We start from the raw sequence: 13,763 nt of genomic DNA on the forward strand, positions 1-13,763 counted from the left end.
TTGTGCGTGCGATTGGAGCCAAGCGACTATTCGGTCGTACGTGACGAAGGCGAAGATCCCAGGCTCACCCACGGTTGTGGCCGGAGGGGTGTCGGGCGACTTCGCCTTGCTTCGAACCGGATGGCCATCCGGTTCGAGGCTCAGTCGCTTCCATCGCACAAAGTCCTCTGCGTGCAGATACAAGGGGTTAACCTCGAAGAGTCAGTGTCGGAGAAAATAACGTGCTGATTCATCGGACTTTAGGGCCGAGCTTGTTGGTCGCTCGATAAAAAGCATGATTTTAGGCGGAAGCTGTCCTGCATGCAATTTCAGCACTTGTTTACCCAATTCCTTGTCTGCTTCCGTGAGACGATGGTTCAGGCGAAGGTAGTCGGTCCAGGTCGGCGTGCGGAATGTCTCTATCCATTGCATAGGCTCCTGAAGGTTGCGCTGGAGAGTCCAATGACGAGCGCCGACGCGACTGTGCACATGCCGGCGCGCCCGCATGAGTTCCAGGAATGCTTCGCGATTTTCCTCGGGCACTAGGTACTCGACTTTGACCACGATGGGACCGCTTCTTGGCTTGAGATTGAGGGCGACTGCCGGTGCGTCGAAGTCCTCCAAAGCATCTGGATCGGATTCGCGGCGCTCGCGAAGGGGAAACAGGAGGCCCGTGGCGGCGACCAGCAGAAGGGCTCCAGCGGAGCCCTCCAGTGCCAAGGTCAGTGAATGGTTCTGGGCCACCGTGCCCCACACCCAACTGCCCGCTGCGATGCCGCCATCGATCAATGCATAGTAAATCGAGATGGTGCGCCCCACGACCCAGCGCGGGCTTGCCAGTTGCACGGTCACGCCGACCCCGGACCAGGCGGTGACCCAGCCCGCGCCACCCATGGCGAGTGCAATTGCCGCCACTGCAATCGAAGAAGTCAGCGCAAGCGAAAGGGAGCATGCCGCGCAGGCGACGCATGCGAGCGTCATCAGCCGCTCTTGTGACAAGCTCCGTCTGAACACGCTGTTCGAGATGCCGGCGAAGACGGCGCCTGTCCCGAATCCGGCCATGAGCGTGCCATAGGCGAGCGGTCCGCCTCCCAGCTGGTCGCGGACAACCAGCGGCAGCAGCGCGAGAATGGCGATGCTCGCCAGACCAAAGAGGGTTCCGCGAGTGATCGCCGTCTTAATCTCCGACGACATCGCCGTGAAGCGTAGCCCGTCATAGATCGCCGTCCTCATCGACTCACGTGGGAGAGGTGATGAGCGAACCATCCACTTGCAGCGCCATATGGTTACCAAAGGGACCAGATAGGTAAGACTGGTTACGGCGAAAGCCGTCATCAGCCCAAAAGAGGCAACTACTATGCCACCGAGCGCCGGGCCTACGGTCCGAACAGTGTTGAAGCCAACGGAGAGGAGCGTGACGGCGGCGGGAACGTCGCGTCGGTTCACCATATCGCCAACCGAGGCCTGCCAGGCTGGATCGTGGAGAGCGCCGCCGCATGCGATCAAGAAGCTGAAGCCGAGGATCATCCACGGATCGACAAAGCCCAGCACCACAAAAGCCGTCAGCATCGCAGATGCCAATACCATAAGGCACCGGCCGGCGAACATGACCCGGCGCCGGCTGAAATTATCAGCCAAGGCCCCGGCGAAGACGGATAAGATGAACGCTGGCAGGTTTGAAGAAGCCTGAACCAGCGCGACCATCAGATCGGAAGTCGAAATCGTAGCCATCAGCCAGCTGATGGCAACAGTCTGCATCAACCAGCCGAGCGAGCTGACCTGCGTGGCGAACCAGATTGAACGAAAGCTCGGATTTCTGAGGGGCGCAAATGCTCCTGGCGAATTTGGATCGGCGACTTGGTCCGCAAGACTGCTCATCAATCTAACTCTTGCCTATGAGCCAGTTTTACATTGCTCCGACAGCCAGCAGCCGCCCAACCCGTTGAAGGTCCGAATCGGCCAATGTGCGCAAATAGTTACAACGCCCGGCAGGAGATTGAACTCGCTGCCGGGCCGATGCGCCTTGGGAGGAGGCGTAGTTGGAACCTTTGTGAAGACTTGGAACCAGCCGCATCAGGCCAGCCTACACTTACAATATGAGGATCAGACCACTCCAGGATTTTAGTGCATTGAATGGGTACTCTTCCAGCAATCCTCGCCAACAAATGCAGGAGATCGGCGTCGAGCTCCTAAATCTGCATAATATCGGTGATTCGCGGGCGAGCAGTGCAGTGGGCACATTCTCCAAGCTAAACGCTGAACGGGCTTTTTGCTTCTCAAATCGCCATAACAGGGAGAGATGGGCAAATACTACTTCAATATGCTCCCAAGGACGCTGAGTTGACTGCAGCCTCAGCAGAGCTCTCCGCGTGCCTTTTTGCGGCTCCCCGCGGTGCTCGCGCCCGCCGCGCCTGCAAAGGCTTTCCTCAACAGTCGTTCAGTTCGAGCAGCCTTTGCCAACTCTGACTCAAAAGCTGCCCGACTGGATTGACGGCCTCAGCTTCTTCGGCGGGTCACTGAGGCGATCCGTCTGCTACAACCTGGTGTGGCCAAGGCGCTGTGGTTCGCGCCGACGCTGAACGCGACCGTTGCGACAATGACCGAGCAGTACGACACTGCCATATTGATCGCTGGGAAGCGCGCGAAGGGTAAATTCAACTTGCCCACCACCGCGATCAAATGTGCGCCGGGTAATGGCGCCGCTAACAGGATCGACCACCGGAACCGGTTACCGGCAGAGTCGGTCTGCATCCGGGAATTGCAGGGCCATCCTGTGTATAGGCTTAAATTGCGCTATTCTTCTCTACTGTGACAGGCGGGAGCCGCCGTCGACGGGGATCACTGCGCCCGAGACGTAGAACGCGTCGTCCGAAGCAGGAAGGCGATCACCGCCGCCTGCTCCTCCGGCGAGGAGACGCGCTCGAGCGGATTGGCGCGACCATCAGGCGTTGGTAGCTGCGTACGTGCAGCGCTCGAGTCATGTCGGTGGGGACCACGCCGGGCGCCACCGCATTCACGGTTATACCCTACAGGCCCTGCTCGCCGGCCTGCTGGAGCGTGAGATACGCGATCCCGGCCTTGGCCACCGAATAGCCTACCGTTCCGGGATAGCCCGTAAGCCCGAGGATCGAGCTGACATTAATGATCCGCCCGCCCGGCTGGCGCATCCGCGGCCGCAACTCGCGGGTCAGGCTGATGACTGCACGCAAGTTGATATCGATCAGCGGGAACAAAAGGCATCGTCAGTATCGGCGAGCGACTTCGAACCGCCAATGCCGGCATTGTTCACGAGGACGTCGAGCGTCTCGATCCTTGCGGCATCCAAGGCGGCCAGAACCCGCCCTGCGGCGTCGGGCATGGCCAGATCGCAGACGAGCGCCGTCTGGCCAAGGCCCGCAGCTGTGTCGTGCACTTTATCCAGAACATCCACTAGCAACACCCACGCCTCTTCCGAGCCAAGCCACGCCGCTGTTGCGGCACCGATCCCGCGCGCCGCGCCGGTGACGACGACAGTGTTTCTGACCGGAGCTTAGGCAAGGCTGCCTCCGTCGACCGTAAGCGCGGCGCCGATGGTGAAGCCCGCCGCATCGTCCAGCAGATAGCCGACAGCTGTCGCCACCTCGGACGGCAACCCCATTCGGCCCATCGGATGCGCAGCGATGATCTTCGTCCGGCGCTCGACCTGTGCCGCTTCTCCCCGGGCGAAGGCGACGCCGGCCTCGGCCAACGGCTGGCGATGGTTCCGGGGCAGACACAGTTTGCGCGGATATTTCTGCCGCGTGGTTCAGCGCCAGCGTGCGAGTCATCATCACAACCGCCGCCTTGGTCACCGAATAGATCGGCACGTCCTTCGAGGCCTGCAGACCAGCAGTCGAGCTGAAGAGCACCACCGATCCGCGGCCAAGCTCGCGCATCTGCGGGATGCAGCTTGCAGATTCGCCAAATGGCCCCGACGTTGAAGCTGAACATGGCTTCGTACCCTTCACGTCTATCAGCCGCTTCATCGCACCGTAATGCCAGCGGCCGCGACCAAGCCCTCAACCGGCCGGCCAAAGCTCTCGCGGGCGAGGTCGACCAGCCCTTCCAGCATCGCCGGATCGGTCACGTCGCAGACAACTCAACGGGCACCAGGACAGGCGGCCAGAGTTTGGTCCAGAGCCTCTTGCGACAGGTCAGCCAACACCAAATCCGCTCCACCCGCCGCCAGCAGTTTGGCACTGGCCGGGCCAAGCGCGCCACCCGCCGGTAATCAGCACCGTTTTTCCGGCAAAGGTCGTGTCAATCAAGATTGTAGTCCTCCTCCAAGATAAGAACTCCCACTGTACCCGCTCTGAAAGCGAATACCGGACAGCGGATGATCCGCGTCATTCCAAATCCATTGGTGACCGCCGCAACGGTCGAGGCGCAGGACGGCTTGCGCCGCCCCAAGAACACCGCACTCTACCGGCGTTCCTGTCTGAGAGTTTTCAGAGACATGAGGACGCACGCTCGGCGACCTGATGATGTGTGGCGAACCAAACGTCACCCTTTGCTTTGGCGCGTCGAATTAATTCTTCTACGATCCAGATCCGTGAGCGATATCCAATGACGTGTGGATGCAGAGTCAGCTGAAATAAATCGGCATCTTGATAGGCCCCTTCGAACTCCCGAATAAATACAGAAAGCACGTCGTCGACTGATAAATCTGGCCGTGAAGACCCATCGGGACTCATCCAAAGATAAGTGGCATCGTCTCGAATCCATTCGACCGGTATTTCAATCACTCCCGTGGGTTCCTCGTCTTCCAGCAGCTCATAGCAACTATCATCGGCCATAAGGGATGAGTCGTATGTCAATCCGGTTTCACGTATGATCCGTAGAGTTGCGTCGGAAAAATCCCAGGAAGGCGTTCGAATTCCCGTCGGGCGTTTGGAAGTGATTTTTTCAAGAGTGTCGGCACTCCTCATCATTAAAGAGCGCTCGCTCTCTGCGCTCAGTTCCGAGTTTAGCTCGTGTATCCAGCCGTGCATGCCAATTTCATGGCCTTCATCGACAACTGCGCGTTGCTCGTCTGGATACAACTGAGCGATCACAGCGGGAACGAAAAAACTCGCCGGAACGTCGTACTTTCTCAAGAGTTCCAAAGCCCGAGGCATCCCTCGTCGGCTCCCGTACTGACCCCAGGATAATCTGCTTAGCGATCGCCCTCCCCTGCGCAATTCGTTCGACTCATGATCGACGTCGAACGAGATGGCGAAGGCACAGCGTTTACCGCCGGGCCACATTGGTCTTAGTGCCTTGCCCGCTCTGACTTTGTTGATGCGCCGCCGCCAATGGCTTTCAGGCCATTCCCAGGGATTGAGTGCGGTCGAATTGGCCACCAGTTCCTCCTGAGCAGTGTCTGCATTGAATTCCGCCGAAAACTCAATGAGCGGAACGCGGCACCAGCTCAGCTGGCAGCCCCGCAAGCCGATCAGGCCGTCGCTTGAGTTTGCGCCTTGATTACGACAAGATGGCCCAACTCATTCAGATTTTCTCACTCTCGCGAACAAGCTCATCCATAACCGAGCGCACGGCGCTTTCTGCGATTGCAACAATCTCCTCCGCCTCAGCTTTGGTTGTAACCAGCGGCGGAGCAAAGCCCAAAATGTCCCCGTGCGGCATGGCCCGAGCGATAAGACCACGGTCACGGGCGGCCTTCGAGATTCGCGCACCTACCTTGAGCGCCGGATCGAAACGCTTCCGATTGTCGCGATCGGCAACGAACTCGATTGCGCCCATAAGACCGACGCCCCGCACTTCGCCGACGATCGGCAACTGCGCGAACCTCTCCTGCAACTGCGCCTGGAAAAACGCGCCGACGTCACGCGCATTGCCGGGGAGGTCTTCTTTCTCGACAATATCGAGGACCGCGTTGGCCGCGGCGGCGCCGATCGGATGACCAGAGTAGGTGTAGCCGTGCGAGAATGCCCCGACCTTGTCGGCTCCATCCTCCAGGACTTTATACACCTTCTCACCGACGATTGCCGCTGAAAGCGGGAAGTAGGCCGACGTCAAACCTTTAGCGATCGTGATGAGGTCTGGCTCGATGCCATAGTGCTGTGAGCCGAACATGGAACCGGTGCGGCCGAACCCTGTGATCACTTCATCGGCAATCAGCAGCACATCATGTTTTTTGAGGACCGTCTGTACCGCTTCCCAATAGCCTTCCGGCGGAGGCGTGATACCACCTGTGCCGAGGACGGGCTCGCCAATGAAGGCGCCGACGTTGTCCGGGCCGAGCCGCTCGATCAACTGATCAAGCTCGGCGGCGCGGCGAGCGGAGAATTCGCGCTCGGTTTCGCCCGGGGTTGCGCCCCAGTAATGATGTGGAACACCCGTGTGAACAATCTGCGGAAGTGGCAGGTCCATGTGGTCGTGATAAAAGCTCATGCCCGTCATCGAGCCCGACACGACGCTGCAGCCGTGATAGCCGCGTTCACGGGAGATGATCTTCTTTTTGGTCGGCTTGCCACGCAGGTTGTTGTAGTACCAAACAAGCTTGGCCTGGGTCTCGTTCGCATCCGAGCCGGACATGCCATAGAACACCTTGCTCATCTTGCCCGGCGCCATCTTCACAAGGCGATCGGAGAGGATCGCAAGCTCGTCGGTCGTGTGCGCCGCATAGGAGTGGTAATACGCCAAGCGATAGGCCTGACGCGAGATCGCATCGGCGACTTCCGTGCGGCCATACCCGACATTGACGCAGTATAGGCCGGCAAAGCCATCGATAAATTGGTTGCCATGCGCGTCCTGGATGCGGATCCCCTTCCCTGTCACCACGATCGTTGGGTCGCCGAGCTTGCCAGTGGCGAAATCTTTAAGCTGAGTGAAAGGATGCAAGACCGAGTTGCGGTCCTTTTCGGTGATCTCTTTGATGTTGATGGTCATTGAATGCTTCCTTTCAGGCCGCGATGTTGCCGATGCAGAGGTATTTGGGTTCGAGATATTCGATAAGACCGTGCCTTGAGCCCTCGCGACCAAGGCCGGATTGTTTCCAGCCGCCGAACGGAATGCCCGGCCCCGTAAATTTTGGAGTATTCACGGCAACCATGCCATATTCGAGCCGGTCGGAGAGCCGCATGGCTCGGTTGAGATCTTGGGTATAGACGTAGGCCGCAAGTCCCATCTCGGAATTGTTGGCTCGCGCGACCACCTCCCGTTCGTCGTCGAAGGGCAGGATTGCAGCGACAGGTCCAAACGTTTCGTCCTTCGCAATCACCATGTCATCGGTCACATTAGCAAGCACGGCCGGCGTGACGAAGTTCCCGCCAAGCGAATTGTGCTGTGCGCCTGCTACCATTCGAGCCCCGGCTGCTAGAGCCTCAGAAACCTGGTGCCTGCATTTGTCAGCACCAGACGTCTTTGTCATCGGACCGATGTCGACACCTGGCTCCAATCCGTGCCCGACCTTTAGTTTACTGGTGGCCTCGGCAAATTTTTCCGTAAAATGCTCGTAAATCTCTCGCTGCACATAAATCCGGTTTGCCGCGAGACAGTCCTGACCGGATGTCGCGAACTTGGCTGCCATGCAACCGGCGACCGCAGCGTTGATCGGCGCATCGCCGAAAAGGATGAAAGGAGCATTGCCGCCAAGTTCGAGCGAGACTTTCTTCACTGTCTTCGCGGATTGCTCGAGAAGGATTCTGCCGACCTCGGTGGAGCCCGTAAAAGAGAACGCACGCACGTGGGTATGCAACAACAGCCGTTTGGCAAGTGGCGGAGCTTCGCCCGTGATCACCTGAAACACGCCGGGCGGAATGCCAGCATCCCCGGCAAGGCGGGCAAGCGCGAGGGCCGACAGTGGCGTTTCGGGTGCCGGCTTTACAATCATTGTGCAGCCAGCGGCCAGTGCAGCTCCAGCCTTTCTGGTGATCATTGCCGCTGGGAAGTTCCATGGCGTAATGGCGACAGTCACCCCGATCGGCTGCAAATGCACGGCCAGCCTGCTTGCGGGGAGATGGCTGGGAATCGTTTCGCCGTAAGCCCGCTCCCCTTCCCCTGCAAACCAATCTAAAAAGCCGGCAGCGTATGAAACTTCGCCGCGGGCTTCAGCAATCGGTTTTCCTTGCTCGGCCGTTATGATGACAGCCAGGTCTTCGGCGCTCTCCCGCATGCCTGCCGCCCATTTCCGCAGATATGCACCACGCTGTAACGGAAGCATGTCGCGCCACTTGAGGAACGCTGCTCTTGCGCAATGGACCGCGTCGTCAACGTCGGCGTCTGCGCAAGCCGCAACTTGAGCGATCTCGTCACCGCTGGCAGGATCAAACACGGCAAGAGTATCTGATTTGGAGAGCCAGGCGCCGTTCAGATACGCATCACCACGCAAAAGGTCTGGCCGTTTGAGCCTGCGTAATGCCGTGATTGACGTACCCCTCATCTAAGACTCCAATGGTATGCTGATGCCTTTAGGTTATTGCTGCCACAGCGCCGATCGGCAGCGCAGTTGATGCCCCTTTAGCTGCATTCCTGCAAACAGCAGCCAATTCGCGTAGAATTGGACACGGCTCACAACTTCACTTGCCAGGAGGCTTAGCGACCGCGAGCGAAGGTCGCGCTGGTCGCCGGCGGCGCGGAAAGTAGTTGGTTCCAGCGCCGATCTCCCGATCCCGAGTTCCCGATCTGGCCTCGTGGCATTAAGTTCTCGACCGACACCGATCAGGCGCACTGACGCAGGCGCAACCGCCTCGAATCTTAGACGGAACTCGCCGCAAGGCTACTTTCGTCCGGCACTGTGCAGGGTGACCGCGACCGCTTCAGACACGATGGCATCGCGGACGACTTCATTCGGAAGGAGGTCTTGGGGTCCCGAAATTGAGGTCCCCGCGATAACCCAGACATTCACTTGGTGAAGTGGTGAAGTCGCACGAAACAGCAGAAAAGGATGAAGCGAGCCCCGGGCAAAAGGCGAGCTTCGCTGCCGAGCCATCTATCGGGAACAACGTGTGCTGATGTCGCGACGTGTTGCACGGACGGGGCGGACCATACTCGCGTTCCCACCGGCGCGCAGGGTTGGCAAGAGCCCGCTTCAGGCGCGCGTAAACTCGTCCTCAATGCTCCTCAAAAGCTAAGTCCTCTTGCGTCATCCGCGCATTTGTAGAATGGGGCAACGTTCACGCCGCGCTCGCGTCACAGGTGGCTCATTTCGGCCTACGGATCTTAATCTCCGCTGATGCAGAGAACTCATGTGCTAGGCGAGATTCTCCTGTCCCAGAGGTTGGGCATGCCGCACCTCTCAGACAGCGCCGTCCTTAAGCTAGATCCGTTCATCCGCTCGCCGCAGAAACAAATTTCAACCGGCTTCGAACGGACCCAGTGAGATCGCAAAACGATTTGGGTCACATCCAAATCACCTAGTCCACGACGATCAAGCGGCGATCAACATCTGCCAATCGCTCACCGCCCCTTTCGGTTACAATAAATGATTCAGAGATGGCGGCGCCGAACCCTTCGAGCCTAACCCCCGACTGAAAATGGAAGCACATTCCTGGTTGTAGGATGGTCTTGTCGCCCGCGCGAATACTAACCGTGCGTTCGCCCCATTCCGGCGGGAAGTTGAGTCCGATTGAATAGCCGGAGCGGCCTATCTTGATATACCCGTTCCGCTTGAGGATATCTTGCCACACCGCATTAAGCTCCTCAACGACGGTACCAGGCTTTGCCATCTCGAGCACAGCATCCCCGCCTTCCACTATAACCTCAGCAAGACGCGAGACCTCTGCGGGTGGCTTTCCGATGTGGACGGTGCGGCACAGCGGCGCACAGTAGCGGCGTCGGGTGGCGCCGAACTCCATGAGAACCAGGCCAGAGGTCGGCAAGGGCTCCTCGGTCCAACTGAGGTGCGGAGCGTTCGTTTGTTCGCTAGTCTGGATAAGAGGAGGACCGCTAGAGTCGCCATATTTACCGTCCACCCCTCGTGTCTGGGCCCGGTACACCTCCGCGACGACCTCATGTTGCGGCACTCCAGGCCTTAGGTTAGCGATTGCCGTCTGCATCGTATGCGTTGCAAGGTGGCCCGCTTCTCTCATGTAGACTAGTTCAAGGTCAGATTTTATAAGCCGTGCCCAATTGACTAATTCGCGGCTATCAGAGAATTTTGCATTCGGAAGGCCTTTGACGAGATGTTGATGTGCTCGGGCAGTATAGAAGTGGGCGTTAAGCTCGACACCGATTCGATCAGATCCCCAGCCGCGCGAATTGATAAGCTCGCAAAGATCGTCAAATGGATGTAATTCTGGATGTTGAAGTCTATGATCGGAAAATGAGCTTATATTTTCTCTAGGCAGATCCGTCGTTATATAAGCGGAATTTACATCGACGAAACGTCCGAACCAGAGGGGCATGTCCGACTGGAGATGCACTAAGACCACCTGAGGCACGTAGAACGAATAGCCGTCAAAGCCGGTAAGCCAATACATATTCGCGGGATCCTGGCAGATCAGCAAGTCCAGCCCCGCTCGCTCCATCCGCTGCTTCACGTCATGAACACGACGCCGAAACTCCTCGGGCGGAAATGGCTTCTCATATTTCATCTCGTCGAGTCCTTCAAAACAGGCATTCCTCGAACGGATCAGGCATTCGTCCTGTCCGCATACTTTCTCTTCGTATCACGTCACAAGAGGCTGTTTTCCCCGAGGATTTCTTCTTGTCGCGGAAAATCTGCATTTCCTAGGCACTTGCCGTACGTTATCCGCATATGAGCGCCAAATTTTCGGTGGCTCTGCGTCTCCGGTGGAAGATCATGCCCTCCCTATGGTGAAGACGCACTCTGCCTGTCGCAACAGAATTTCAAGCACGGGCGGCAAGATCTACGTGGGAAGCGCCGACGAGACCAGCGAAGATCGGGACGTTGCGGCCGCCACGCTCATGCAGCATCCGGGGCGTCCGCGGCCCAATGGACGGGGTTTGAGCACCCCCATCAGGCCGGCCACTCCTAATATGTGAGCATGATTCTCTGGTACAAATCAGCAGCCTTGGTCAGTTGATCGATTTCAACGAACTCGTTGTTCGTATGGGCTTGGGCAGTACGCCCGGGTCCGATAATCACACACGGGATCCCAGCCAATGACAGCTGATTTGCATCCGAGCCGCCGGTGGCTCCCTTCTGCTCTCCGGTCCCCGCGACGTGGGCACAAGCCGCTCCTGCGACTGCTGCAATTTTGCTCGACCCGGAACTGATTGGAGGCGGGTCTTCCAATGCGGGAAGCAATGACCGAACATTGATCTTGTCTTCGCCCTGGCGAAGGCCTTCCAGTATGCTTTCTACCTCCGCCAACGCGTCCTGCGGCCGCTCCCCGGGTATGAGACGCCGATCGACCCAGATACGGCATACCGGCGGTACAGTGGTAAGTTCCAAACCTCCTTCGATGAGGCTCACGGTCAGCTGTGATGACCCTACCAATGGGTGCTGCGCCCGAGACACAAGGGATCGATGGTGCTCATCAAGTGCCAATACCACCTTGGCCATGCCCGTGATCGCGTTCACTCCGAGATGAGGCTTCGACGTATGAGCCGGTACACCCTGAACCTCGATTTGCCAGCGGACAGAACCCATGTGAGCTACAACGAGCTCTAATTCGGTGGGTTCACCGACTACCGCACCCTCATAAGCGACACCGGAATCGGCTATAGCGCGGGCGCCAAGTTTGCGGTACTCTTCGTCAATGCTGGCTGCCACAACAACCGTGGCCCGGGGCTGCCGTTCACCAAGTGAGCTAAGCGCAATCAACATAGCTGCAAGTGAGCCTTTTGTGTCGCAGCTACCTCGCCCATATATTCGCCCGTCCCGTTGCTCACCCGAGAATGGATCTGATTCCCACCTATCGATAGGAACGGTATCCATATGAGCAATGAATAGAATACGCCTATCGGGTTCTTTCCCAGGTACCCAGGTCAGGAAATTCGAGCGACCATCGGCCACCTCCTGTATCCCGTAAGCCAGCTTCCGCTCCTTGCAAAAACCCTCGAGGAACTTGGCTACACCTTGCTCTCCACTACCTTTTGGCGACAGCGATGGATTGATGCTCTCGATCTTTATAAGATCTTGGAGAAGTCCGATAGTCTCGGCGCTCTGGGTCGACATGTACTCTCCTGTGTGCATGAACTAGCCGTGTCGCTCTTACTTCGACCAGCTCTTGGCCAGATTGATTACGCGATCGACTTCATCGGCGGTGTTGTAAAGATGCAGGGAAAACCGGAGCATGCCTCTGCGTATTGAGACGATTACCCCGTTCTTCGTGAAATGCTCGTGAAGCGACCGAATGCGGGCGTCGACTGGGCGCCCTTCAACAAGATCGCTGGAATCGCCAACGGCTACGATACTTCCAGTGTGAGCGCCTGGTGGCCCGCCGCAGACCGGAAGCCCGATATCTAAGAGACCAGTGGCCATACGTTTTGCGAGTGAGGTAACGCTCTGGTCGATCGCCTCGGTTCCGATATCAAGTAGCTGGCCCATTGATGCATATGCAGCCAACATGCCAGGGAAGTTGTAATGCCCGATATCAAAGCGGGGCGCGCCAGAGCGCAACTTTACAAAACTAGGTACCGGAGCTGATTCTGGCGCGTTTCCGAAATCTACGCTGAAGCGCGCAAGATAGGCCGGGCTCAGCCGATCGGCCCATTCTTTACGGCAATATAAAAAACCCGATCCATAAAGACCCATCAAACCCTTCACAGTGGACACTGCTACACCGTCTACGCCAAGTCGATTGACGTCGGTGTGGAGTATCCCAACAGATTGCGTCGCGTCCGCCAAAAGAAATGCACCGTAGTGCCTACAGGCTTCGGATATCTGCTCCATGACGGTCCGAAACCCCGGAACCATCGTCACCGTCGCCAAGGCAACAACGCGGGTATGAGAATCAATCGCCTTTACGAATGCATCAGGGGGAATTGAGCCGTTATCCGGCTCTACGACTCGCAACTCGACATTGTAGCGGTCTCTGATCTGAATCCATGGCAAGATATTATTTGCGTGTTCCAATTTTGGGCATAGAACGACGTTGTCTCCATCTCTCCAATCGATCGCATTAGCGATGATGTTGATGCCTTCCGATGCATTCTTGGTAATTGCAATTTCATCGTGATCTGAATTGATAAATTGTGCGAACCTAGCGCGAGTACGCTCGACGTGTTCGAGCATTCTTTCTTCGTCGTTTAGGCCATGCAGCCGATTGTTCAAATGAGGCTCGATTGAAGCCAATGTTGTGCTTGATATGAGGCCCTGGTTCGCGACATCCATGTAGATGGCGTTTGCTGTGGCTGGAAACTCCTTTCGGAGGATGTCCAAGGGAAGCATATGGCTTTCTCTCCTGGGAGTGCGGACGGCGGTTGAGCTACCTTGTTCAGGCGATCGTTCCGGCAAGGGTAAGAATGCCGCCAGACTGGTCTGCGCTGACCTGCCCATTTTACACGGTGCTCGTGCCGACTTTGGTCTAACATTCGGTCTCCCACGCCGCATTCCTGCGCCAAACCGCGATTCACGCAGAGATCGCGAGCCATTCTCGCGGATCACTGAAGCGTCTCGACGGAATGCAGCTGCAACAACTGCCTCACGAGAGATCAATTTGGGTAATTCTCAGACCGCGGATAGGGCTTCTTACCAGTGCTTGGAGCGACGTTAGCCTGACTGAGCCGACGACCTTCTCCTCCAGCCCCACACCCATGCGGATCATAGTTCACTCGCGGCCGACGCGCGAGGGCCGTAAGGCATCCGAAAGCCGGGGCCGGTTCATAGCCTGACTCTCATGGTCTCCGATTTATGC

General features: G+C 57.7%; 9 protein-coding genes and 2 pseudogenes. 1 reads left to right on the forward strand and 10 read right to left on the reverse strand.

Translation table 11 applies throughout. The features are described 5' to 3' along the window. Positions 1–201: 201 nt before the first annotated feature. Positions 202–1,857: an MFS transporter gene (locus EJ076_RS01495; RefSeq protein ID WP_063169321.1), complete on the reverse strand. Its 1,656-nt coding sequence runs from the start codon at positions 1,855–1,857 to the stop codon at positions 202–204. 581 nt (positions 1,858–2,438) lie between these two features. Between EJ076_RS01495 and EJ076_RS35585 the strand changes: the two are divergent. After that, positions 2,439–2,605: pseudogene (locus EJ076_RS35585) on the forward strand (IS21 family transposase); the annotation flags it as partial. 400 nt (positions 2,606–3,005) lie between these two features. Here EJ076_RS35585 and EJ076_RS35960 read toward each other — a convergent pair. The 9 genes and pseudogenes from EJ076_RS35960 to EJ076_RS01540 all read right to left on the reverse strand — a co-directional run bounded on the left by EJ076_RS35960 (position 3,006) and on the right by EJ076_RS01540 (position 13,297). After that, positions 3,006–3,212, reverse strand: a complete 207-nt coding sequence (locus EJ076_RS35960) for an SDR family oxidoreductase (RefSeq protein ID WP_199489648.1) — start codon at positions 3,210–3,212, stop codon at positions 3,006–3,008. After that, a pseudogene (locus tag EJ076_RS35965) lies at positions 3,200–3,481 on the reverse strand (SDR family NAD(P)-dependent oxidoreductase); the annotation flags it as partial. The gene EJ076_RS35960 and the pseudogene EJ076_RS35965, both read right to left, overlap by 13 nt. 27 nt (positions 3,482–3,508) lie before the next feature. After that, positions 3,509–3,706, reverse strand: a complete 198-nt coding sequence (locus EJ076_RS35970) for an SDR family oxidoreductase (protein ID WP_063169323.1) — start codon at positions 3,704–3,706, stop codon at positions 3,509–3,511. A gap of 739 nt (positions 3,707–4,445) precedes the next feature. After that, entirely contained in the window at positions 4,446–5,339 is an 894-nt protein-coding gene (locus tag EJ076_RS01515) for a polysaccharide deacetylase (RefSeq protein WP_224570030.1), read from the reverse strand. 145 nt (positions 5,340–5,484) lie between these two features. Then, complete coding sequence (locus EJ076_RS01520; protein ID WP_063169325.1) at positions 5,485–6,888, reverse strand: aspartate aminotransferase family protein; 1,404 nt, start codon at positions 6,886–6,888, stop codon at positions 5,485–5,487. 13 nt (positions 6,889–6,901) lie between these two features. Then, a complete protein-coding gene (locus tag EJ076_RS01525; protein WP_063169326.1) occupies positions 6,902–8,380 on the reverse strand; it encodes an NAD-dependent succinate-semialdehyde dehydrogenase in 1,479 nt (492 codons plus the stop codon). Between the two features lie 973 nt (positions 8,381–9,353). Next, positions 9,354–10,532, reverse strand: coding sequence for a Xaa-Pro peptidase family protein (locus tag EJ076_RS01530; protein ID WP_063169327.1), 1,179 nt, complete (start codon positions 10,530–10,532; stop codon positions 9,354–9,356). A 401-nt stretch (positions 10,533–10,933) separates the two neighbouring features. Further along, positions 10,934–12,082, reverse strand: coding sequence for a M20 family metallopeptidase (locus EJ076_RS01535; RefSeq protein ID WP_063169328.1), 1,149 nt, complete (start codon positions 12,080–12,082; stop codon positions 10,934–10,936). A gap of 36 nt (positions 12,083–12,118) precedes the next feature. Next, entirely contained in the window at positions 12,119–13,297 is a 1,179-nt protein-coding gene (locus tag EJ076_RS01540; protein WP_063169329.1) for an aminotransferase class V-fold PLP-dependent enzyme, read from the reverse strand. Between the last annotated feature and the right edge of the window lie 466 nt (positions 13,298–13,763).

Origin of the sequence: Mesorhizobium sp. M7D.F.Ca.US.005.01.1.1 (assembly GCF_003952545.1) — a bacterium.
GTDB lineage: Bacteria > Pseudomonadota > Alphaproteobacteria > Rhizobiales > Rhizobiaceae > Mesorhizobium > Mesorhizobium loti.

Bases quoted from the DNA above. Each gene is read 5' to 3' on its own strand.
- EJ076_RS01520 (WP_063169325.1), bottom strand. From the start codon at position 6,888: ATGACCATCAACATCAAAGAGATCACCGAAAAGGACCGCAACTCGGTC.
- EJ076_RS01495 (WP_063169321.1), bottom strand. From the start codon at position 1,857: ATGAGCAGTCTTGCGGACCAAGTCGCCGATCCAAATTCGCCAGGAGCA.
- EJ076_RS01540 (WP_063169329.1), bottom strand. From the start codon at position 13,297: ATGCTTCCCTTGGACATCCTCCGAAAGGAGTTTCCAGCCACAGCAAAC.
- EJ076_RS01535 (WP_063169328.1), bottom strand. From the start codon at position 12,082: ATGTCGACCCAGAGCGCCGAGACTATCGGACTTCTCCAAGATCTTATA.
- EJ076_RS01525 (WP_063169326.1), bottom strand. From the start codon at position 8,380: ATGAGGGGTACGTCAATCACGGCATTACGCAGGCTCAAACGGCCAGAC.
- EJ076_RS01530 (WP_063169327.1), bottom strand. From the start codon at position 10,532: ATGAAATATGAGAAGCCATTTCCGCCCGAGGAGTTTCGGCGTCGTGTT.